A 22792-nucleotide genomic window follows, 5' to 3' on the forward strand; every position below is an offset into this window, starting at 1 on the left:
CCTCTTTTCTAATAAACTTAGAGGTGACAGACATGAATGAGAATAAAAAAAGTTTGTGGACTAACTGGAAGGATTTAGATGGTTGGATTTGTGAAAGTTTTAATGAAGATTATATTAATTTAGGTAGAATAAAAAGAGAACTAATTGCACAAGAAATTTTTTCGAAATTGAATGAAACACCTTGTGATAATCAACTGCAAATGTTGAACTACTATCTTGCTAGTTTGAAAATGGTATCTAGTGTAAATTTTAGTATAGAAGATTTGTTACCTGTAAAAATAACTGTTTCTAATAGTGATTTTAATAAAATGAAAATTGATTCTTTAGAAAATGTTATTTCAGGTTCAGAGTATATTTTTTAATTAGAGACTTGTCACGCGAGTCTTTTTTTTGTGAAATATAACATTACATATTAAAGGGGAAATTTAATTGACTGAAAAAGAAGCTAATTTAATATACCTGGTAGATCAGTTCTATAATAATTCTTGGAACAAAATGATGCTTGTCATTTCATTGCTAATTGCTTTTGTTGGTATTGGCTTTCCAATACTTTTTGAGTATGTAAGAAATAAAAAAGATGCTGAAATTAGAGAAAATATTGAAGAAAATAAACAAAAGTTAAAAAACTTTGAAGAAAGTGTTGAACAAATTAATTCAAAAAATAAGCAACTTAAAGAGGAATTTGTTATTTTCCGAGACAATTTAAATAAGGAATATGAGGAACAACAATTAATTTTACTTGAATCTATTAAAGAAATATTATTAAGTGTAGATGAGAATGAAAACGATACTGACGAAACAACCCCAACTACTTCTTTAGTAGATGATGAAATTATTAAGATAGAAAAGAGTCTTAGCAATGATTTGAGTATTAGTATAAATGGTCAAATCATTTCAGGAGGAACTGTAAAAGAGTTCTATCGTAATGTATTTCAGTATTTAATATCACAAAATATTAACTTTTACGAATCTGGTCCTTATGCGACAGGTCCAGTAAGATATCTTATTAATACAAAAAATAATCATAAAAATGGTAATAAATTTACTTCGCCAATTCTTATTACGGACGATTATGGAAACAAGTTCTATGTTGAAACACATAAAAGTAAACTTTCAGCTTATAATGATATTGTAAATTATTTAAACCGAATTAAGGGGCTTGATATAGTTCCTGTACATGAACAGCTGCACCATTCCCTATAATAGAAAAAACCTTGAGGATATAAAAATATGAACCAAAAGTATCTTATATTTTTGATACGAATTTTTTGTATGAATCATAAGACACTTATCACCAATCCAATTTTTTAATTCTACAAAATAGGGAAGAAAGTAATATGCTAGATAACCGTGAGCATTCCCTCGAAACAAAACAATGTCAGTTGGTTGAAGTTGTAGCAAGCGTCAATCTTTTACGATGGGAACTTTTACGGGAATCGTGTCGCATTCGTTTCTGATTTACGTAAAGTGAAAGGTTCGGATGGCGCATTTGCTGAGGTCGAGTCTGATTCAGGTCAATTCGGGAAGTGGAGTGGGAATTTCCTTCTTGCTGATGATCCGAATTATCAAAATAACCCGACTTACGATGTCATCAGTGTACACACGTCACCAAAGTTCTTTAAACGTACCGTCACCAAGTCAGAAGTGACACGCGCGCTCGGTACACCGAAAGAAGTCCTCGATTACTCCTATACGGTAGGCTTCTTTAAAGCAGGGGAAGAGCTATACCGTTTCAAACAAGATGCGCTTCTTGTCTATGAAGTCAATCAACGAACACTCATCGTTCAGCTCGATGGAGATCAAGTCGTTCGTGCCATCTCACTCTTCGAATGATTGTTGATGTGAGTAGTATTCAATACATGAGAGTCGTCTTTCTTCTTGATGAAGAGGGACGACTTTTTTTGTGAAGTTGAATGAATTGTCAGGTCATGTCGAACGATTGCTGTTCAATTTTAAATTATTGATTGACTTAAAAATGATAAGTGTCATCCGACAAAAGACCTAAGTTGATACTATAAAAAATGATGGACATGATTCATACAAATTGACTAATACACGAAAGCGGGGTCGAGAGATTTGAAACGGTTCGTAACGCAGTTTTCTCTTCTTGCAATCCTATTCTTGTTACTCAGTACATGTTTACCCACAACGGCAGCCGCGGCAAGTTTGACAGTTTCTCCAAAAAGCGTGACGTTACAGGTCGGCCAATCCAAAACGGTACAGGCGAAAACGAGTGGTGTGAAAAAACCGGTATACGTATGGAAATCTTCGAACACGAAAGTGGCGACCGTGAAGAGTGGAAAGATTACAGCGAAAGCGGTCGGAAAAGCGACAATCACAGTCACCGTCCAGAAGACGAAGTTGAAGTCGACCATCAGTGTGACGGTCAAACCGAAAAAACTGAACGCACAAGCAGCGTTCAAGGCAGTCAATCCATCGGTCGCGACGATTGAGATGTACGATGCTTCCGATCGACTCACTTCAACTGGGAGTGGATTCGTGACGAAGAAAGGGGAAGTTATCACCAATTTCCACGTTGTTTCGGGTGAATCGAACCGATACGCGCGCATTCGATTCGCAAACGGGACTGAAGTCGAAACGCTCAAGTTGAAGCGCTTCGATGATGGGTTAGATTTGGCGATTTTAGATGTCCCGTCCCTTCAGTCCATTCCAACATTGGCGACAGCGAAAGCGGGAAGTACAGGATCAACCGTTTATGCCCTCGGGAGCCCGAAAGGTGTGGATAATACGATCACACAAGGGATTCTCAGTAATCGTGAAGTTTTCTTCAGTGGCCAACCTTATCTTCAATTTAACGCCAGTGTGACTCATGGCAATTCAGGTGGTCCTCTCATTAATGATTACGGACAGGTCATCGGTGTCGTCACATGGGGACTCCCGGATTCGCAAAATATGAACTATGCGGTTCCGATTCAAGAACTGGATACGCTGAAGTACGGGCGTGAAACGATTGCGAATGTGCAAATGCCGACTGAACCAGAATATGAATTACCTGTCGTATCCGGAAAAGGGGATACACGAGAACAGGAATTGAATGATTCGTTTGCGGATGCGGATGTGATTTCGTATGCTTCTGGAGATTTAATTGGTTCTGTTTATGATTTAGAAGATGTCGATACGTTCGTCTTCCGGACCGATAAGCGAATGACGTTGTCTGTGTTCGGGGGATGGATGAACAATCAGCAAGGCGAATATTGGGCGTTCGGTCTATTTGACGCGAACGGCGAGGCGATTCGTTACAGTGAAGAGTACTCGAATGAAGGGCGTTATTATGGAACGTTAGACCTTGTTATTCCTGCAGGCGAGTATTACTTGGTCTCGTTCCCATTATCAGGTTTAGCTGAATCAGAATATTGGAATCAAGAGTATCGAATGAGTTATGAACTGAAGTAACACGATTGAATGGAAGTAGAGAGACTGGCCAGCGTGTCAGTCTTTCTCTATGACGTCAGGGGGAAACGCGATGAAGCGTATTGTATTCGTTTGTCTGTTATTGATTTGGGTTCAAGGAGCGATGGCAATCAAGCCTATAGCTGCCGAATCGACGACACATGAATTAGTTTTCGGAGAAGTACTAGAAGGAGAGCTCGTGAAGGGAGAAGCGAACCAGACCTTCGAGGTGACGTTACCTCAAAACGGAAAACTGACACTGGATTTGACGCTTGAGATGGCAAATACGTTAGTGACCGTGGTCGATGAAAACAATCGTTCCGTCGTGTATGAATGGGTTCGCGGAAGTCAGTATTCCCCGGCACGTTATCAAAAGACGCTTGATTTGAATCAAGGCACGTATCGACTTCAGTTCAGTTATGCTCTCGGTAAATACGCGATTCTGACAGATTTTGATCCAGTGACGACGGATGACATAGAGCCGAACGACGGTACGCTCTTGGCTCAACCGTTGCCGCTTCAAAAAACGATAACAGGTCATTTGACGTTGCAAGATCGAAGCGATGTGTATCGGATCGAACTGAAACAAGCGGGACGACTTCAATTGGAGTTGACGAGCTTTGTCTTGCAACAGGCCTACTTCGAATTGATAGATGAGATGAACACGTCGATTTATCAAAAATCAGTATCGGGATCGATGAACAATCCAGGGAAACAGAAGATGGTGGTCGACTTGGAACCCGGCATCTATTACTTGAACGTATACGATTTGACGTATCGGTCGAATACGGGTGTCTATGAGATCAGCAGTTCATTCAAACTTGCGAAAAATCAAGAGCGAGAGCCGAACAACGGGTCAGTCGAAGCAGAAAGCTTCCCGTTCTATACATCACGTACCGGGCTGATTTCGTGGAACGATTCGATTGATGTGTACAAACTGTCGTTACCGAAAGAAAGTCGGGTCCGGGTGGAATTGTTGTCCTTCATCGATCGTGCCGCGAGCTTGACGGTGAAGAATGCGCAAGGCGAAAAGGTATTGTCGACTTATCTATACAGCTCGTCCATTGAACCGGGACGCTATGACGAATCGGTCGTTCTTCCGAAAGGGGATTACTTTGTCTACGTGCAAGGCGGTATGGGCACCTCGCACACTGGAACCTATCAGTTGAAGGTATCCTCTAGTCACTTGCTGCCAGCGTTGTCGGTCAATCGCATTTCCGTCCGTTCGACGAAAGTGAGTGGCAAGACCGAGAAACGAGCGACCGTCACGATGACGATTGGGAAGAAGTCGTATAAGCGAACGGCCGATGCGAAAGGAAATTACTCGTTCTCGATCAATAAGCAAAAAGTAGGGACGCCAATCAAGGTGACGAGCAAGAACAAATACGGGTCGACGGTGAAGGCGGTTAAGGTGTCGAGGTAGGTAGAGCGAAAGATGGAGGGCGGGGGTCGATGGAATGTCGAGCTCGGTTGTCTATATTGAAAGATTAATTTTATTTGCTAAATGATATAGACGCGAATCAACCCGATATTTTTTCTGCACTGGTGGTGACTTGCTTAAAGGATATAATGAATGTATTAAAAAGGAGGATGAACACATGAATGGTAATTGGGATTTATCGTATCGAGTTCATTCAGTGATTGATGACTCAAAAACATATCGTTATCAATTTTCATGTGAGTGGGGTGATGGAGGACGGTATGTCACATTCATCATGTTAAATCCGAGCATTGGCAATCAAGATCAACCCGATCCGACGCTTCGAAAGTGTATCAGCTATGCGAAGAAATGGGGATACGATGGCATCAAGGTTGCCAATCTATTTGCCTATATTTCGACAGATCCAAGACGATTGCGAGAAGTTGACGACCCAATCGGTCCAGACAACGACCGACATATTTTAGAGATGATGAAGGACTCGGAACAAGTGATTGTGGCGTGGGGAGCTAGTATTCCAAGACCTCATGGAATACAGCGAATTCAAGAAGTGCTTCATTTGTTAAGGGAGCAAGACAGTTATTGTTTAGAGAGAACAGTCGATGGAAGGTATCCGAGACATCCGCTCTTTTTAAGAGGCGACTTAGTGCCAATCGTGTTTCAAAAGGCGATTGAAAAATAGTGACTCAGGCTATGTGTGTTTGTAATCCATACAAATGCACATGGCCTTTTGTATGTTTAGTTGGAGACGCACGAAATAATAACCCACTAATTCATTTCCATAAAAAAGAAAAAACATTATCTTCAATTGTTAGATTTTGTATTAAAATGAAACAAGTAATGAAGAATGAGGAGTGAGAACATGGCGCGCAAAACGAGAAGTGACTGCACGGTCGGCACATTTGAGAAGAAACACGGTCTGCCTCCGGGAACAATTCGAAACTCAGATGGAAGAGATACACGAAGCGATAAAAAAATCGGAACGATTCGCAAAGAGTCTGAACGAAAATAATTGCATGATCGGATAAAGACGAACGGATCTGATGCGCGGTCTCTCACTGGTTTGGAGGACGCGCTTTTTGAAGTTATACATATAGATTCAACAAAGGAGACGAAAAAATGGACCATTTGATTGATTTTAAACAAGAATTCACGATGCAGACGATGCTACATGAACTTCACGAGTTAATTGCAAAAGCGAATCGACTCAACCTCGACACAACGACGATTGAAGGGCTATACAAGGATTTAAACGTGTTAAACCTATTCTCTAACCGTCATATCGTCAGTGTAGCCGGCTTACAAAGTGCCGGCAAAACGCTCGTTGTGAAACGAATGCTCGATTTACCGGACGACCTCTTGTTGTCAGAAGTCGGAGTTGGAGAAAAACGTCCTGTGCTTCTCTCATCTGACGCGAACGCAACGACGATCACTTATCGATTGACCCGCGCGATCAAGACAGCGACGGGAAGTTTTGAATTGCAAGATGAACCGATCACAAAAGAACAACTCAATATCGGTATACAAAATCCAAGTGGCGACATGCTTTGGTTCGAAATCATTTTACCGAACAACCACGTGCTCGGTCATTTGACTCTTGCTTTATTACCGGGATTCGAACGGAGCGCTCGCTCGGATTCACAAAAATTCCTCGATATTTTCTTGAAATGCTCGACGGGGATGATTCTTGTCTTGAACCATGCTCGACTCGCCCAAATGGATCAAGAGATGTTGTTGCAACAAGTTGCTTCGACGTATAAAGACAAAGCACCTGGGTTCGTCCTCACACATGCGAGCGAGTTGACAGAAGAGAAGAGAACGATGATTTCTCAAAACTTGTTCCAAAAGTTCAGTATGGCAGACGAGTCACAAATCATTTTAGCCGATACGGACATCGAAAATGTCCCACAAGAAATGGAACGATTGCTCAAGTCGAACAGTCAATTCACTCAAGATTCACTCCAACTCCATCACAAGAAACTCATGATGATTGGTGAGACGTTATTGCGTGAACTCGTGAAACTTGAACATGTATTGATTGCACAATCGAACGGAAAGAATGATCAGCGAGAGTTGCGGACGATGCAAAGATCGTTTGATGAGGCTCGAGAAAAGTACATTAAAGAATTAGACGACACGTTAAAAGGACGTTTGGATACTCATGTTCAACGTTGTATCGGTGAAGTCACGGAGAGTATTAAAAAAGAAAAGCATACGTTGTGGGATAAAGCACGAGCCTCCTTCAAAAAAGATATGACGTTCAACGAGCGAGACGAATTGCTTAAATCAATCCGACGTGTCTATCTGACTGAAAACCCGCGTGTACTGGATCTCTTGATGATGGAGTCGATTGAGACGATGACACGGAAACGTCTTAGTCTCTATAAGCCTCATATGTTTCAGTCGAAACAGATTGAGCAGACGGCGTCGAAACCGGCTCTTAGTTTCATGGAACCGAAAGCAAATGAACTTGTTTCGAAACAGTCTGAACTTGAAATCGCAGCGACGACCACGGATATTATGCAGGAAGCGTTTAGTGTTACGTTGACGGAGGTCGATCGCTATTTAGATCCGACTGTTCTTGATGTCTCACTCGGTGGCCAACACACCCAACAACTCCCGGTGATTGCTGGAACGATTGTACAACATCTGATCTTGACGAAAGGAAAAGAAGGTGATGTGAGTCTTGTCGTCGATGGGATTGAAGAATATGAGACACTCAAAGCCAAAATCGGAGACATGGAGGGGTTTCATCAAGAGTACTCAGGACTCGTTCTTGATGCCAATCGCATGGTGACGGGGACAGCCGTCTTCTTTGGTATCGATGCGCTTGACGGGAACTTCAACAGTTTTGGAGCCATTGTAGGAGCTCTTGAGGCGCTCGGAGTGGCAGCCGGAGTAGCGACAGGTGTTGCGGCAGTTGGGGTTAGTGGAGCGGTTGCGGCAATCGCTGTTAAACGAGGTTCGGAAAAAATTGAGAAATTCAAGTTCGAGCGTAACGACTATGCGAAACAAGTGCTTCAAGCGACAGCTGATTATCAGCGGAAGTCCACACTCGCCCTCGTCAATAGTGTCATGGATGAAATGCGAGCCAAATTGACGCACGCGTACCATGCCCGTCGACAGGATGACGTGAATTTAGGTCTTTATGAAGAAGTAGAGGTACGCGTGAATCGATTGAAGAACGAGTGTGGCAAGCTCCGGGAAGAGGCGTTCCGCAATGCGGGAGCTATTTATTGAATTTGAAAAGAATCGGTACGAATGGGCGTTTGACGCCAAGCACGATTTTATGAGCCGATTTCAACTATATGATGCTGAAGGTGTGACACCGGATCAAGAGAAGGTCGTCCTATCGGTGTACGGCCCGACACAGGTCGGGAAAACGACGCTCATCTTGAATTTACTCGGTGTGAAAGAAGAGGCGATTGACGAGATCTCGTCATTTTTGCGAGGGAAACGGGAGATCGGTCAATCTGCGACAGTGACTGTCACGAGTTACAGTTTGTCTGCGACAGAAGACTACGTGCTAACCTTGCCGAATCAACAACCCGAAGTGATTCAGTCGACAGACATATTGGAAGAACGATTATCTGCACTTCGGGTCGATGTCGAGGCGGGGCGAATCGATTCGCTCGCTCCTGTGCGGATTGCCTTGCCGAAGTCTTACTTTGAACAAGCAGACGTTGCCATCGAATTGCTTGATCTGCCGGGGATTGAGTCAGCGGAGGAACGTGAACTTCGTCACGTCGAACGTTGCGTCAATCATTGGATTCCTCGGTCGCATATCTGTCTCATCGTCAATGGGGCAGGTGACCTGACGTTCCTTCGAGATATCGGCATGACGCATTTGCAACATTGGTATGACTATCCGGATAACTTTTATGTCGTCTTGACTCGTGCCTACTCACCAGAATCGGTCAAACGACGATTACGGGACAAATCCATTTCAAACGAGACAGACCTCCGCGCCTACTATCATCGTGAAATTGGTGACATCCTCGGTCGACCACCAGGAACAGTATATCCTGTCGAGATTGGTGCCAGTATGCATCGCCTTGAACCGGACGCGCGTGAGATAGCCCAGTCGATTTTGAATGAGTTACGAGCCCGGATTGAACAGACTGATTATCGGCACGTTTCTTTTAGTTTTTTGACGGGATACTATGCAGAAGTGGTGCGTCAGAGTGATGAAGAGATTCGTCACATCACAGAAGATTTAGATGTGGCAGAACGCGAACTTGCAGGATTAAAGGAGAATATGGAGGAGCTAGGAGAAAAGACTAAAGAACGGCTCGAGGATGTTGGAAGCCAAGAAATAGAGTTGTTGGAAAAGATAGAGGTTTTCGGAAAGACGCTCAAAGCGATTCATGATCTTAAAAAGGATGCTGTCATGATTGATACAGCGTTGAAAAAAGTGAAGCAAGCTAAATCAAAAACAGCTTTAAATTCAGCTTTTTCTGGATTGATTACATCATTTGAAGAATCCATGAATCAGGCAGTTGAAGAAATGAACCAATTGTTGAGTACCATTTATTTCGAACTCGATCAAGTGGACTCATCTCGGTTGCGCGTGTCGCATCCTGGAGAGGTTCAGTTTTTTTCATGGGATAGCTCGAAAGTAGATCGTTATTTGTCCCAAAAGAACTATGAATCGCAAATGACTTGGATGAAAAATCGCTTCCTCGATGAGACAACGCGACTGAGTGAGTTAGTGTATAACGAAGCGGAACACATCTACAAGCAATTACAGGATATATCCGAAACGTTTTCGAGTGATCGAGTGCGCTTGGATATTCGTTACACGCATGAGATGGATATGCTCAAGGCCGAATTGAATGAAGCTGAGCAAAGCGTGATTCAATTGCAAGAACGATTGACGAGTACGAAAGAACGTTGGCAAGAAGATTTGGTCCACGCACAACAATACCGAAGTTTCTTCATTGGGCACTTCGCGAAACGTCAGCAAGAGTTATTGCGACAAGCAACGTCTGACGATATTCAAGAACGTTACAGCGCTGGACTTTATTTATACACGCTCGGACGAGATGCCGAGGAGATTATACAAGCATTGGGGTGTCCGAATGGAAATGAAACAAGCCATGGCAGCGGAAGACGCGCTTTATGAACAAGCATTGTCGTCTCTGCGACAATTAAATCAAGAGGTATTCTTAAACGACCTCGATACGAAGTTGAAACAAACCATCCTGATGATTCAACAAGAAGTGGATGACTTAAAAGCTAAACTTGAAGAGGACCAACTCTATCTATCTTCGAGCATTCAAAATTTGAAGCAGGTCGTTCATTCAGATAGCACGAGATCGGTTGAACGTGTCGATGAGCTAGACGAACAGGTGCGGTCTTATTTCCGCGATTTTTATGGTCATTTCACGACAGAAATCGAGCAGATGAAACATGCGTTGGCATCATCGGTTTCTTCGACTGAACAGCTAGTTGCGAATCATATGAGCAATGCCGAGAGTCAGATGCAAGATTTACAAGTACAGCAAAAAACGACGATGGAATATGTCGATACACGATTTGAAAAGTTAGAACAGGTATACAACAACTGGCTAAGCGCACTAAATGAAATGAAAGACGATTTTGCCAAACAGTCGACTGCTTTCCATGCTGCGAACGAGGCACAACGACTTCATTTTCAAACTGGGCAAGGAGAACTGTCGCGGCAAGTCGATGAACTGAATGCGACCATTCAAAAATTAGAACACCAACAAGATGAGTTACGTGAAGCGACGAAACAAGAGCTCCTCCAAGCCGTTGCCGACAGTAATGCGTCACGCCTTGCGTGGGAACAGACGAGTGCGGAAGAGATGAAAGCGCGAGCTGAGAGTGATGTCGTGATGCGGCAACAATTACTTGATGAAGTGAATGCCTCGACTGAAGCTATGATAATGCAGTTGAAAGAAGAGAATGAGGCACTCGCTAAGCAGAATGAAATCCGATTTAAGCAGAGTCGATGGATTTTAATTGGACTGGGCGTGTTAGGTGCAGCTCAAATTGCCTTGCAGCTCATTTAAACAGCATGCAATTCACTACATGATCAATCATCGGACGGACTCAAACGAGTTCGTCTTTTTTTATGTAGGCGAATTGTCACTTCCTGTCGAACGAAAGACCTAAAGCAGACACAAATAATTCCCCTTTTGTAGTAAAAACAAACGGATTGTTTGTTACAATCAGGTTACACTAATGGTAGATAAAGGTATGGATTGAATTGTCACCCATCACATGCTGTACAATTTCCACACTTTTCACATGTAAATGTCCATACTCCCTACCTCATACGAAGGAGCTGTGTCCATTGAACGATGTTCTCTTTTACGTCTTATTGTTGCTGGCGCTTCCGACCCTCGGTTTTGTCTTGAATTCGATTGTCGTCTTGTCACGATTTGTGAAGCAACAAATCCGTCGTCGTTTCCCATTCACGGAGCAACTGTCATTCCGTTCGAAATAATATCATCTGTTCTGTTCTCGACAGATTCCGCTAAATCCTCTCACGCCACTTGCGATGAGGGGTTTTACGCGTTCATTCCTCGAATGTGGTCTGCCATAGCTCAATCCATCCCTTTTCTCGAATCTATTAGCTCACTATGACTAGTAAACGTCTTGATTCACCGATATAGAACCGAACGACTACTGATTTGATGTCTGGAGAGGACGTCCACCATGGTGGCCCCGTCGAGATAGTCATGGACGGCTGCGATTTTCTGTTCCTTGGTGTACAGTATCTTCCATCATTCGTAGTGCACTCAGTTTTTGTTCGATTGAATACCGACTTCTCGCCATAAAAAACACTCCCCAATAGATAAACAGATTTGTTATTTCATCTGTCTACCTATTGGGGAGCATATCAACATGGCGTAAAGGACCTGTTTGTTTAGATCGGCACACTGATCTGTCTCGTCTCTTTATTCGAGAGCGTGTACGTCACGATATAGTTCGAACCGGATACTTTCACACTCGCCGACCGGATCGTCGTCTTCGACTGGTCGAGTCGGATGAGCGTAAGATAGCGCACGTCTTTCCCGGTGTTATACGAGATGACTTGCGGACGCGGCTTCCATTCGTAATCCTCGACGGCGACGAAACTCGTGCTGTTGCGCATCGATGAATTTTTCAGGTTGAGCTGCATGAGTTGGATTGTCCGGCCGTTCGAGTCGCCATAGACGACGTTCTGGGTCGCCATCGAACTCTGGAGCAGTTTCAGACCTTCCGCAAGATGGAATCGCTGCACGAACTTCTCCTGTGTCGGGGAGCTGATCCGGTCATAGACGACGAGCGTCTGCGCCTTGTCATAGACGAGCGTCCGGCGATGCGTCGCCCCTTTGCCGATGAGCTTGCTTTCACCCATCGCGAGGAGGGACGGGCCGAGGTTTTTGACGGTGACAATCTTACTCTTCTCGCGCATCGACGCGCTCAAGTCGAGATTCGCCCCGTCCCGATGGACCGTATTGTGGGCATCGACCCCGAAGACGCGCTGACGTTCCGGACGGTTCGTGTAGCCGTAGCGGCCCGTCTCGATGATGAAGTCCCGACCTAGCCCGTACAAGTCGATGCTCAAATCGTCGGCGTGCTTATGGGCGCTACTGTGATAGCCCGCCGTCATCATCACTTGCGTCGCCTGGTTGAAGGCACGCGGTGGGGCGGACCAATATTCACGCATGAAGCTATACTGCGTGCTGATCTTCTTCACCGTGAGCGGTGGGCGTGACCCTTCTTTCCCACCGGAGACCGCATAGGCGAGCTGTGGGAAGTCGTCGATATGCGGGATGATTGACGTCGTGCGCCGAGCCCCGGACGTGTCCCCGAAAATCGGGAGCGTCCCGTTCGGCTTCACCATATACGTCAGCTGTTTCGGCATATACTCGACACGGTTCATGCTGGACGGGAGCGTGAAGCGGTTGTCGTCCGCCCAGATGACGAAACGGTCGAGCACGTGATACATGTACGCCTGATAGCCCGGTGAATGCTCGAGGTGGACGGCGTCCGACGTGATGCTGTGGCGGATCTGTTTATCGAGCCGGCTGTCGGCAATCGTTTTCCATCTCGCGCTTTGGTCAAACTGCGGGAACGTCTGCGCGATCGCCGTGAGCGCCATGTCTTGGAACACCCCGTGGTTGTGTTCGTACTTATAGAAACTCGATGTCGCGAGCAACGTGCCGTGCTCATGGAGCGTCCGCAACATGAGACCCGTGAATGCCGTGTCTTTGTAAAGGGACGACGACTTGTACACGTCCCAGAAGTTCAATAAGTGGAACGTCCGGACCGATGTACCGTGGTCATTGTATGGCCAGCGGTACTGTTTGTAGTTGGCGACGGGGTGGGCTTTCGTCCAACTTTTCACGACACGCATCCCGTATTTCAAATACGCGGTGTCACCTGTTGCATTGTAGGCTTGCGTCAATTGGTTCAATACCGTCAAATAGTGGATCTGGAACGGATACGAGTTGCTTGAAGAGCTCGGGATGTTCCGATGCCAATCAAACGTGTCGATGTTTGGGACCGACAGACGAAACGGTGTGGACGGGACGTACCAATCCCCGCGAAGGGCCCGGTTTGCGTAGTCGATCGCCTTCGCTTCGCTGAGACGCTCGTATTCATAAGGGACATGCGGTGCCATTTGTCGCATGTATTCGTGAGCCAGTCGTGCTGTCCCGCTCGATGTCAGGTTCGAACGGGTGATGGGATCGGCGAGTAAAAGCTTCGCCTGACTCTTTTTTATGTAGACCTTTTTCCCACCGCTCAGGGCGATGTAGTACCAACCGGACGTACTGATCGCCGCATAGCGCTTCGTCGTCGAATAGGTCGCCACTTTCGTCAACTTCCCGCTTTTCATCTCATAGACGATAGCGTTCGGGACAGAGCGGATGTGGAAAGGGTTCGTCGCAGCCTGAGCGGAGTCGGTCGGGGTGACAGATCCCCACGCACCGATCAAGACGAGGACGAGTAAGATTCGTTTCATAGATACACCTCAAAAATTGGATTTACTTCTTTTTCAAAGTATACCATGAGGTGAGGTTATTTCCTTAATTTTCTATATTTTAATTTCAAATAGGGAATGTATTTGACCTGTCAAAATAAAAGACTACTGAGACGGCAATTGGATTGAAGTGATAAAGTGACTCGGTGAGGACAGTCATAAGGGTACAGATTGGGAAGGGGGAAATACGTTGAAACATGTTAGCTTGTTCCTACTACTTTTCTTTATTGCTGCGATGTTTATTTACGTCGTATCTTTGACCGCGCCGCAACTTCTCGTGCCAATCGTGTATCTTGCGATTGCCGCATTAATTGGAATCATCGGATATCTATTGAAGGTATATGTGATGAAAAGATGATCAAAAATCCGGTCGCTCGTGGACCGGATTTTTTATGTTCCTTTGTTCACTCCAACGTCAATCGTTCCACCGCATCCCGCAGATGGTCCTCGCGCACGCGGATGTAGCGTCGGGTCGTCTTCGGCTCGCTATGCCCGAGCAACTCGGACAACGTCGTCTCCTTGACGCCCATATCATAGAGATGTGACGTGAAGGCGTGCCGGAGCGTGTGCGACGTGACGGATGTGCCGAGCACGTCCTCGGCGGCGCGTTTCAAGTGACGGTTGATCGTCGTCTTGCAGATGAGGTCACCACGAGCACTTGGGAAGACGTATGGCGAATCGATACATCGGCGCTCTTCCTCGAGGTACGTCATCATCATCACATGTGTCACATCGTTCAGTGGGACCTTGCGCGGTTTTCCCGTCTTCGATTCGTGAATGTACAGGAGACGCGCATTCAAATCGATGGCATCAAGTGTCAATTGTCTCACCTCGTTGATGCGCATCCCTGTATGCAACTGGAGCGTCAAAAAGGTTCGATACAACGGGACGTCGATTGCATCGATGACTCGGTGTAGGTCGCTTGGCGTAGGGACGTCCGAAGGTGGACGTTCGGTCACTTTCACGCGAAGGTGATGAAACGGATTGTGCGTGACGAGTTGCTCGGTGATGGCCCAGTCATACAAGCCGCGGAGTGCACTCAAGTAATTGTTGATGGTCACCGGTTGGCATCCTTCCGAACGGAGGGCGTTGATATACGGCATGACGTCCTGTCTCGTCTTGAAGTCATCGAGGGTTCGGTTCTGTCCCATGAGTTTTTGGAAGCGGGCGAACTTATAGGTCGCCTGACTGACCGTGTTGTCCGATTTTCCGGTCATGCGTAAGTAGTGAACGTGCTGGTCGACGGCGTCTTTCATGTTTAAGGTCATCTTCATTCTCCTCTTACTTGTCGTCCTCACGGAGCATCCGCTGGAGTTCGGCCTTGTAGGCGCGGAGGCGGCTCGGGGAGTACCCGAGCGATGCTTCGGTTCCGTGAAGCATATGGCAGAGTAAGGTGAAATGACGATTTGGTAAAGTGGAACGCTTGTCGTCTAGCCAGAGGGACAGCGGCACCTCGCTCTTGTCGATTTGTTCGGGGAGTCGTTCACTCGTCACCTCGTGCTGGAGCGTCTTCGCCTGTTTGGCACGCTCGTTTAAAATCGCTCCACGGATACGGATGAAACAGTAGGTTTTCCCTAGCGTCTTGCCATCTTGGATGGCTCGCCATAGGGCGATCCGTGCCGTCTGGGCGGCATCGTCGACTTCGTTCGGATGAAGATGGAGTTGGCGGATGACGTAATAGATCATCGGTTCCCACTCTTTGATTTGTTCGTTTGCGTCTGGCATGATGGGCTGCTTTCCCGCGCGCGTCTCAAGTTTCCTAGGTGGTTACAGCATAATGGTTGTTATAGAGAATCCCTGCTTTTGATCCGTAAGGCTTGGCGCAAATGAGATACAGCATTTCGAGGCTACATCCGGTTTGATTTGACGAAACGACACGGTTGGCGAGGTGCGAAAACCGCATAACAACCATTATAGGAGGATGTCCCTCGTTGTTTGAAGGATGCATTCCTATACAACTTAATAAATAAAGGGGAAATCAATGGTAAATAAGGCTACAAAATTAATTTTCAAATTTGTAGTCATGATTGAAATGGGTTACCATAAAATCAAAGGAGGGTGTCATCGTGAACGCAAACAAAATCATCGTGAACAACATACAATCATGGCTAAGGGATAACGGAAAATCGCAACAATGGTTAGCTCAAGAAATCGGGGTCAGCAAGGCGTTGATTGGTCACATGTTGAATGAGAGTCGCGTCATTCAACCAAAACGAATCGTTGATCTTGCGAATGCACTAGGTTTGACGGTCAATGAATTGACATCGGATGCTTCGATGAAGGAAGAACGCATGACGGTCGAATTGCGAGGCACACTGTCAAATCGACGGTCGAAAATGGAACTCGAGCGTTTGAAATTTGCGATAGAAGATTATGTCGGTCTCAAGAGTGAAGGACGATGAAGCCATCGACACGGATTGCGGAAGACACGGCAGAAGCATTCGCTGCAGATTTTTTAGAGCAAGTCATTGACAGTCACGTTTTCATTGGCGCTTACATCGAGCAGGTGTTAGCCAAACGCGCGAACCTCATCTTTCAATATGTCGAGGACGATACCTATTATGGTGTCGCCATCAAACACATGTCTGGAGAAGCGTTCATCGCATTGAATTCTTACCAACCATTACGCATGCGTTACTTTACCGCAGCCCACGAGTTATGGCACTTGTCCGAAGCGAGCAAGTGGCAAGTCGATGGATTCGATCACGAACGAGCGGCCGACCGTTTTGCCGCTGCGATCATGCTGCCAAAAAGTATGACAAAAGAGATTTGGGAAAAGCTGAAAGACAATCATGATACGAAGACCGCTATCATCTATTTGGCCGATATGGCTCAAGTCCCTTACGTCGCGGTCGTAAGGCGACTCCGGGAACTCCATTACCGATTCTCTGATCTGAGTGAACTGGAATCCGATTGGCGCAAAGAACGGAAGCATCTTGGGATTGCCCCGAGTCCATTAGATCAAGCCCAACGTTTCGAATCGTTTTCAGCCTATGAACAAGTGGTCGTCAAAGCGGTAGAAGAAGAACGGTTGACACGTTTGAGTGCCGCCAATAAACTCTCTGTCTATCGTCCAGATTTGGCTCGGGCGTTACAAGAAGATGAAATCAGTCGTCTCCAAGAGGACGCTACCGATGATTAAGGAGCCGGTGTTCATCGATGCGAACATCATCATTCACGCGGCAAGCTTTCGACAAGCCGACGTTTTTGATTGGATCAACAGTTTGTATGGACAAGTTCTGATTCATGTAGAGGTATTGAATGAACTGAAGATATCTTCTGTCAGACAAAGGGTCGATGCGTTTATACAGGACGGGGAGTGGATGTTGTTCGATCCTGAATCGGAAACATCGATTGCGACGGATGAACTATATGACCTTTATCTCGTTTATATGATGGAAGTTCGCCATGCGTTCCAACAACTGGACGAAAAGAAAGTCATGGAAGGCAGACCGCTCAAACATACGAGCGATTTGGGAGAAATCCATAGTCTTGCGGCCGCACGATTGATCAGCGCTGGCTTAATCTGTAGCGATGACGCAGACATTCGAGAAGTCATCAAAGACGCCGAACTATATATCGTCAATCAGGATGGAGAGGAGACGCTGATTCAACAGCATACACTCATGGATTTTTGTATTCATTTGAGACGATATGAAGTCGTGAGAAGAAGTGAGATTCGAAAGTTTTTCAAATCGATTCGTCCTCGTGATATGAATTTGCTTGATCAATACCCTGATGAACGATAATCATTCAGCAGAATCCAACAGACGTCCGTTTACGACGTAGCTTGGATTCTTTTTTAGTAGACTCTTCTTCTTGCTAACATGCTATTTCGAGCACGCCATACAAGAGATGATGAAAAACTTGAACAAAAGGGATATCAAGTCCAAATTTTAGTTGTTTAAACTTTATTTAATGGATATAATTTACAGGGTAAAATCAAACAGAAACTGTGAGGAATATCATGAAACCTTTGTATACACGATTGTCGATCGGCGTGTTGAGCGGGATGCTCCTGTTCGCTCCGGTCACGGCCGAAGCAACGGCAAACTCGGACTTTAACGCCCGTGTCGCCCCGTCGACGACGCTCCTAGAAATGAAAGACAAGAAGTTGGTCCCGCTCCAAAAGACGAACGCGACGAAAGAATATCGCATCGTCCGCCCGTCCGGTTGGTATTATCTGGCCATGTCAGGCGGCAAACGCATTTACGTGAAGAAGAGTCAAGCCGAGGTCGTCCCGGCCCGCTCGTTGACGAAAGCACGAATCCAATCGGCGACGAACCGTCCGCTCATTCATACATACATGAAAGAGACCGATGCCCACATCCCGTATGAGTATGCTCGCTTGACGACCGAAGATGCGAAAATGTATGCGGATCAGGCACTCGCCGGCAACTGGTACATCCCGGCGGAGCCGAAACAATTGTCTGTGCCGAACATCGACACGTTCAACTGGCATAAGGACGTCCCGGCTGTTGACAATAACTCGTTCCCGTTCCAAATCCACTACATGACGGTGTTGAACCAATTGACGCAGGCGTATAGCGACTCAGGAGACCTCGCCTATCTCCAATACGGGGAACGTCTCGTCAAAAGCTGGACGAAAGCGCACCCGGCCTATAACTACAAGCGACTCAAATGGGGATACAGTGATCAAGGGACCGCGCTTCGCGTCTTCCATCTGTTGAACTTCTGGGACGCGTACAAACAGACGTCGCTCAACAAAGACCCGGCGTTTACCGAGCTCATCTTGAAGACGTTGTATGAGCACGGCGAGATTTTAGCATCCGCTGACTTCTATAAAAAAGAGCACAACCATGGAATCTTCCAAGACATGGCGCTCACGGCGATCGCACAGACGTTCCCGGAGTTCGACAAGAGCAAGACGTGGCAGTCGCTCGCGAGCTCGCGCCTTCAGGCCCAACTCGCCTTTAGCATTTCGCCTGACGGGACTCACCTTGAACATTCGCCGTACTATCATGTATACGTGTATCATACGTTGTCACGGTTTATCGAATGGGCTGACGCCAACGCCTTCGTCTTACCGTCACGGTCGGGATATATCGAGAAGATGCCGAACCAGCTCACTTATATGTTGAAGCCGAACCGGACGCTCCCGATCTTCGGCGATACGACTGGTTATTTAAAAGATATGAACATCATTCCAAAGACCGAGAACTATCCGGAACTCTCCTACGCCGTCAGTGGCGGGGCGGAGGGGACGGTGCCGCAACTGTTGACGAAGCAACTTGGCGACCAGTACAGCTTCATGCGCGAATACTGGTCACGTCCACCGGAGTCCTTCTCGGGAGCGACCCAAGTGATGATGACGGCGGGGTATCATAGTAACGGTCACAAGCACGCCGATGACTTGAGCATCGACCTGTACGGGCTCGCCCGTGACTTCATCGTCGAGACGGGACGCTTTGGCTACTCGAAGGACCCACGACGCCAGGAAGTGCTCAAGGTCGAGGCGCATAACACCGTGCACCGCTACGGGGATGGTCTTGATTTGAGTGAAAGTATGGTCGGCAAGAGCCGAATCGTATCGGTCGAGGACAAGGGGGATACGAGTGTCGCCATCGGAGAAAGTGCCCTCATCGGGAAAGGTGCGACCCATCGCCGGACGCTCGTCTATGACAAGGCGAAGACGCTCGTCGTCTACGACAAAATCACCTCGACGGCACCGGACATGTTTGTTCAGCGATTCCATCTCGGTGACGGCTTGAAGCCATACGCCGGCTCGACGGACGCGCAGAACGTGACGTTCCGAGACGACAAGCGCCGGACGATCCAGTTGATGCAGCTCGAGACGGATGAAGAGTCGTACATGTCGATTCAGCCGAGTCACTTGTCTGTCCGCGACTCCGAGTGGAAGCCGCGTGAGCAGGTCGTCTCAATCGAGTATGGGGATGACGTCCGTTACCTCACGCTCATCCGGATCGACCGGACGAGCACGTCGATCGTCGACGCCTCGTTAGCCGAGCAACCGGAGCAATACGTCGTCACGTATACGCTCTCGAACGGCACGACGAATACGATCAACGTACCAAAATGAGCAGGGCCCAGCAAAAGCTGGGCTTTTTTGTGTGAACGACTGGGTAACTCTTGAATCCCACCATTTGCTAAGGTAGAATTTTCAAGTATAACCAATGACAAGTGAGGAAACGAATGGAACATTCAATCGCAAGACTCGTCGCCCAATTTGGCGGCTCGCTCGCCGGCTGGGGGAGCCACGGGTGGGACGTCGTCATCTCGGCGGAGACGATGTGTTATCAGTGGAAAGGAAGACGGGTCGTACCGGAGGCGCGACTCGAGAAGACCGAGACGGGTCGGCTCATACGCCCGTACGGTCGTTATTACGTCGTTCGTCTTGACGGCAGACAGACGCTCGTCTCAGCGTCTGAGGCGATGCTCGTCATGACGCGCCCGCTCACGAAAGCGAGGCTGTCCGACCGGATGGACAGCCTGCTCGTGCATCAGTACATCCAGGACAAGCGGCCGATCGCCCCGTATCGATATGAGCGGCTGACGGACGACCAGGCCGTTCGCTTTGCGGACGGTGTCTTACAAGGCGACTGGTACATTCCGGCAGCACCCGACGCGTTACATGTCGCGGACGTCGCCACGTTCGATTGGGATCAGATGGTGCCGCGGGTGGACAACAATTCGTTCTATCTTCAACTCCACTATTTGACGACCGTCCATCAGCTGACCCGTGCCTTCGAGGTGACGGGAGAAACGGCTTATGTGGAACACGCCGCCCGTATCGTCGATAGTTGGCATACACGTCATCCCGCATTCACGGTCAGTCGGAAGCGTGAGGCGTACCATGAGCACGGCACGGCGATTCGCGTGTTCCATCTGCTCGGATTCTTTGAGGCGTACCGCTGTGCACCGATCGAACGTGACCCATCCATGACCGAGAAGCTGTTGAAGATGCTGTACGACCATGCCGTCCTGTTGGCGACGCCGACGTTTTATCGGCCGCGTCATAATCACGGGTTGTTCCAGGACATGGCGCTCTTCGCCATCGCCTCTTGTTTCCCTGAGTTCGACCGAAGCCCGGAATGGGAACGGGTCGCCCGCGCGCGTCTCGATGCCCAACTCGATTCGAGTCTCGCTATAGACGGGACCCATCTCGAACATTCGCCGGGCTATCACGTGTACGTCTATCATATGTTGAGCCGCTTCGTCGACTGGGCGAACGTGAACGGATTCTCCTTATCCGACCGGTTTGACGTCATCGACGCGATGCCGGACCGTCTCGTCCATCTGATCAAGCCGAACCGGACCCTCCCGATGGTCGGCGACACGGGCGGACAGATTCGGGGACGGCATCTGATTCCGGGCATCGAGTCCCATCCGTCACTCGCTTATGCGTTGAGCGGGGGAAAAGAAGGGGTTTGCCCGTCTGAACGGATGGTGAACCTCGGCTCGAACTATGCCGTCATGCGTGAATATTGGACCCATGTAAAACGTCCCTTCAGTGATGCGACCTATATTTTGATGACGGCTGGTTATCATGGTGCGGCCCACAAGCATGCGGACGACCTGAGCCTCGAACTGTACGGGCTCGGGCGCGACTTCATCGTCGAGACGGGGCGATATGGGTATGCGGACTGTGAGGAACGCTTGGAGGCGATGCGCGTCACGTCACACAACACAGTGCATCGCCTCGGGGACGAGCTCGATTTGTCGGTCGAGCGGGTCGGGGAGAGCGGCATCGTATCCGTTGAATCGATCGGAAAACAGGTGGTGGCGACTGGGGTGAGCCGTCTCATCGGAAAAGGGGCTCTCCACACTCGGAAGGTCGTCTACGATCAAGCGCGGACGCTCGTCGTCTTCGACCGCATCACGTCACCAGAACCGGATCTGTTCGTCCAGCGCTTCCATGTGGCGCCGGGGCTCGACCTCGTCGAGGGGGCGCCGGAGTCCCAGAACGTCCGGTTCATGGATGCGTCGAATCGCGCCATGCAGATCGTCCAACTCATGACAGGGGAAGAATCGTATATGACGATCGAAGAAAGTCACGTGTCGGCTCGTGATTTCGAATGGGTGAGTCGTCCACAGGTCGTATCCATCGAATGTGGGACGGATGTCCGTTTCTTGACCCTCATCCGACTCGACCGGACGCATTCTCGCATCGTGAAGACGCAAGTGGAAGAAACAGGGGATAGGTACATCGTCTCATATTGGCTTGAGAGCGGGACGAAGCACGTCATCCGGATTCCGTATTGACTCGATTATAAAAAAACAAGACGAATTTGAGTTTTTCCTTGATGATTTTTGCCAACAATATTACAATAATTGTATAAGAATCATGTATATCATTTACATATGCGAAAATGTTTGGATGATGATAGGGATAAAGTCATACATTCTTTTGAACTAGTTCTAGGCAAAACGCATGAAGGAGGACCTAATGAGTCGCAAGGAAAGACGGATGAAAAAGAGAATGATGAGTGGGCTTCAGGTAACGCTTGTCGCGATGTTGCTGGTGGCGGGGTTGTTTTGGACGCGCGAGGCGGACGATGCGGAAGCGAATGACTTCATTCTTCCGTCCACGACCGGCGAACAGTTGACGTTCAGCGGGATGGCGCTTCGCCTCGACCCGAAAAGAGGACCGTACATTCATGGGAATGCTTCCCATTATCCACGTGGATTTAAAGAAGTGTATATCGATCAAAACCGCGGTTATTTGACGGTCAAGCGAGACCGTTTCGACTCCGTCGTCTCGATCATCACGGACCCGGACGAGACGCTCACGGCCCGTGGGATCACCATCGGTTCATCAGGTGGTGGCGTCATCACGAACCTATACTTCTATCAGAACGGACGGCTGCTCAACTTGGCGGACCCGAACGATTACGCAATCGTGGCGGGCGTATACTCGAACGTCTGGTTGACGATCATCAGTCAGCCGAACGGAAAATGACATC

21 protein-coding genes and 1 pseudogene are annotated in these 22792 nt (G+C 47.7%); 18 read left to right on the top strand and 4 right to left on the bottom strand.

All coding sequences use genetic code 11. The features are described from left to right. Nucleotides 1-32: 32 nt before the first annotated feature. The 11 genes from KNO94_RS03925 to KNO94_RS03975 all read left to right on the top strand — a co-directional run bounded on the left by KNO94_RS03925 (nt 33) and on the right by KNO94_RS03975 (nt 11321). On the top strand, nt 33-362 hold the full coding sequence (locus KNO94_RS03925) for a hypothetical protein (protein ID WP_214777662.1): 330 nt from the start codon (nt 33-35) through the stop codon (nt 360-362). Nucleotides 363-429: 67 nt separating this feature from the next. After that, nucleotides 430-1203, top strand: coding sequence for a hypothetical protein (locus tag KNO94_RS03930; protein WP_214777664.1), 774 nt, complete (start codon nt 430-432; stop codon nt 1201-1203). A gap of 264 nt (nt 1204-1467) precedes the next feature. Beyond that, a complete protein-coding gene (locus KNO94_RS03935) occupies nt 1468-1833 on the top strand; it encodes a hypothetical protein (RefSeq protein WP_214777666.1) in 366 nt (121 codons plus the stop codon). A 243-nt stretch (nt 1834-2076) separates the two neighbouring features. After that, nucleotides 2077-3414 (top strand): trypsin-like peptidase domain-containing protein, encoded by a 1338-nt coding sequence (locus KNO94_RS03940; RefSeq protein ID WP_214777667.1) that lies wholly within the window; start codon nt 2077-2079, stop codon nt 3412-3414. A 70-nt stretch (nt 3415-3484) separates the two neighbouring features. Beyond that, nucleotides 3485-4834, top strand: a complete 1350-nt coding sequence (locus KNO94_RS03945; RefSeq protein ID WP_214777669.1) for an Ig-like domain-containing protein — start codon at nt 3485-3487, stop codon at nt 4832-4834. Nucleotides 4835-5009: 175 nt separating this feature from the next. Then, nucleotides 5010-5531: a DUF1643 domain-containing protein gene (locus tag KNO94_RS03950; protein ID WP_214777671.1), complete on the top strand. Its 522-nt coding sequence runs from the start codon at nt 5010-5012 to the stop codon at nt 5529-5531. Nucleotides 5532-5711: 180 nt separating this feature from the next. Further along, on the top strand, nt 5712-5861 hold the full coding sequence (locus KNO94_RS03955; RefSeq protein ID WP_168169863.1) for a hypothetical protein: 150 nt from the start codon (nt 5712-5714) through the stop codon (nt 5859-5861). A 107-nt stretch (nt 5862-5968) separates the two neighbouring features. Then, nucleotides 5969-8089 (top strand): hypothetical protein, encoded by a 2121-nt coding sequence (locus KNO94_RS03960; protein WP_214777672.1) that lies wholly within the window; start codon nt 5969-5971, stop codon nt 8087-8089. Beyond that, on the top strand, nt 8070-9974 hold the full coding sequence (locus KNO94_RS03965) for a hypothetical protein (protein ID WP_214777674.1): 1905 nt from the start codon (nt 8070-8072) through the stop codon (nt 9972-9974). Before KNO94_RS03960 ends, KNO94_RS03965 begins: the two co-directional genes overlap by 20 nt. Next, nucleotides 9931-10884: a hypothetical protein gene (locus KNO94_RS03970; RefSeq protein ID WP_214777677.1), complete on the top strand. Its 954-nt coding sequence runs from the start codon at nt 9931-9933 to the stop codon at nt 10882-10884. The genes KNO94_RS03965 and KNO94_RS03970 overlap by 44 nt, the downstream gene beginning before the upstream one ends. Before the next feature lie 284 nt (nt 10885-11168). Then, on the top strand, nt 11169-11321 hold the full coding sequence (locus tag KNO94_RS03975) for a hypothetical protein (RefSeq protein ID WP_160300231.1): 153 nt from the start codon (nt 11169-11171) through the stop codon (nt 11319-11321). A gap of 160 nt (nt 11322-11481) precedes the next feature. On the opposite strand, the pseudogene KNO94_RS03980 reads toward KNO94_RS03975, so the two are convergent. Then, nucleotides 11482-11653 (bottom strand): annotated as a pseudogene (locus KNO94_RS03980) (IS3-like element ISEnfa5 family transposase); the annotation flags it as partial. A 91-nt stretch (nt 11654-11744) separates the two neighbouring features. Further along, nucleotides 11745-13829: a heparinase II/III domain-containing protein gene (locus KNO94_RS03985; RefSeq protein WP_214777679.1), complete on the bottom strand. Its 2085-nt coding sequence runs from the start codon at nt 13827-13829 to the stop codon at nt 11745-11747. 208 nt (nt 13830-14037) lie between these two features. Between KNO94_RS03985 and KNO94_RS03990 the strand changes: the two genes are divergently transcribed. Continuing rightward, a complete protein-coding gene (locus tag KNO94_RS03990; RefSeq protein ID WP_214777681.1) occupies nt 14038-14205 on the top strand; it encodes a hypothetical protein in 168 nt (55 codons plus the stop codon). Between the two features lie 46 nt (nt 14206-14251). Here the strand turns inward: KNO94_RS03990 and KNO94_RS03995 are convergent, their stop codons facing one another. Next, the gene (locus KNO94_RS03995; protein WP_214777683.1) at nt 14252-15115 is read right to left on the bottom strand and encodes a tyrosine-type recombinase/integrase; all 864 of its coding nucleotides are present in this window, start codon (nt 15113-15115) and stop codon (nt 14252-14254) included. Between the two features lie 13 nt (nt 15116-15128). Next, nucleotides 15129-15572, bottom strand: coding sequence for a sigma factor (locus KNO94_RS04000; protein ID WP_031422570.1), 444 nt, complete (start codon nt 15570-15572; stop codon nt 15129-15131). A gap of 341 nt (nt 15573-15913) precedes the next feature. Between KNO94_RS04000 and KNO94_RS15330 the strand changes: the two genes are divergently transcribed. The 6 genes from KNO94_RS15330 to KNO94_RS04030 all read left to right on the top strand — a co-directional run bounded on the left by KNO94_RS15330 (nt 15914) and on the right by KNO94_RS04030 (nt 22788). Continuing rightward, nucleotides 15914-16249: a helix-turn-helix domain-containing protein gene (locus KNO94_RS15330; RefSeq protein ID WP_214777685.1), complete on the top strand. Its 336-nt coding sequence runs from the start codon at nt 15914-15916 to the stop codon at nt 16247-16249. Continuing rightward, nucleotides 16246-16989, top strand: coding sequence for an ImmA/IrrE family metallo-endopeptidase (locus KNO94_RS04010; RefSeq protein WP_214777687.1), 744 nt, complete (start codon nt 16246-16248; stop codon nt 16987-16989). The genes KNO94_RS15330 and KNO94_RS04010 overlap by 4 nt, the downstream gene beginning before the upstream one ends. Further along, nucleotides 16982-17596: a hypothetical protein gene (locus tag KNO94_RS04015; protein ID WP_214777689.1), complete on the top strand. Its 615-nt coding sequence runs from the start codon at nt 16982-16984 to the stop codon at nt 17594-17596. The genes KNO94_RS04010 and KNO94_RS04015 overlap by 8 nt, the downstream gene beginning before the upstream one ends. A gap of 218 nt (nt 17597-17814) precedes the next feature. After that, a complete protein-coding gene (locus tag KNO94_RS04020) occupies nt 17815-19908 on the top strand; it encodes a heparinase II/III family protein (protein WP_214777691.1) in 2094 nt (697 codons plus the stop codon). Between the two features lie 113 nt (nt 19909-20021). Continuing rightward, a complete protein-coding gene (locus KNO94_RS04025; RefSeq protein ID WP_214777693.1) occupies nt 20022-22091 on the top strand; it encodes a heparinase II/III family protein in 2070 nt (689 codons plus the stop codon). A 184-nt stretch (nt 22092-22275) separates the two neighbouring features. Next, a complete protein-coding gene (locus KNO94_RS04030; RefSeq protein WP_214777695.1) occupies nt 22276-22788 on the top strand; it encodes a hypothetical protein in 513 nt (170 codons plus the stop codon). Nucleotides 22789-22792: the final 4 nt, after the last annotated feature.

Source organism: Exiguobacterium sp. s22 (genome assembly GCF_018617455.1).
Taxonomy (GTDB): domain Bacteria; phylum Bacillota; class Bacilli; order Exiguobacteriales; family Exiguobacteriaceae; genus Exiguobacterium.

Coding starts and splice junctions, on each gene's coding strand:
- KNO94_RS04030 (WP_214777695.1), top strand. CDS start 22,276: ATGAGTCGCAAGGAAAGACGGATGAAAAAGAGAATGATGAGTGGGCTT.
- KNO94_RS04000 (WP_031422570.1), bottom strand. CDS start 15,572: ATGCCAGACGCAAACGAACAAATCAAAGAGTGGGAACCGATGATCTAT.
- KNO94_RS03960 (WP_214777672.1), top strand. CDS start 5,969: ATGGACCATTTGATTGATTTTAAACAAGAATTCACGATGCAGACGATG.
- KNO94_RS03985 (WP_214777679.1), bottom strand. CDS start 13,829: ATGAAACGAATCTTACTCGTCCTCGTCTTGATCGGTGCGTGGGGATCT.
- KNO94_RS04025 (WP_214777693.1), top strand. CDS start 20,022: ATGGAACATTCAATCGCAAGACTCGTCGCCCAATTTGGCGGCTCGCTC.
- KNO94_RS03970 (WP_214777677.1), top strand. CDS start 9,931: ATGGAAATGAAACAAGCCATGGCAGCGGAAGACGCGCTTTATGAACAA.
- KNO94_RS03965 (WP_214777674.1), top strand. CDS start 8,070: ATGCGGGAGCTATTTATTGAATTTGAAAAGAATCGGTACGAATGGGCG.
- KNO94_RS03995 (WP_214777683.1), bottom strand. CDS start 15,115: ATGACCTTAAACATGAAAGACGCCGTCGACCAGCACGTTCACTACTTA.
- KNO94_RS03925 (WP_214777662.1), top strand. CDS start 33: ATGAATGAGAATAAAAAAAGTTTGTGGACTAACTGGAAGGATTTAGAT.
- KNO94_RS03955 (WP_168169863.1), top strand. CDS start 5,712: ATGGCGCGCAAAACGAGAAGTGACTGCACGGTCGGCACATTTGAGAAG.
- KNO94_RS03950 (WP_214777671.1), top strand. CDS start 5,010: ATGAATGGTAATTGGGATTTATCGTATCGAGTTCATTCAGTGATTGAT.
- KNO94_RS04020 (WP_214777691.1), top strand. CDS start 17,815: ATGAAACCTTTGTATACACGATTGTCGATCGGCGTGTTGAGCGGGATG.
- KNO94_RS04015 (WP_214777689.1), top strand. CDS start 16,982: ATGATTAAGGAGCCGGTGTTCATCGATGCGAACATCATCATTCACGCG.
- KNO94_RS03945 (WP_214777669.1), top strand. CDS start 3,485: ATGAAGCGTATTGTATTCGTTTGTCTGTTATTGATTTGGGTTCAAGGA.
- KNO94_RS04010 (WP_214777687.1), top strand. CDS start 16,246: ATGAAGCCATCGACACGGATTGCGGAAGACACGGCAGAAGCATTCGCT.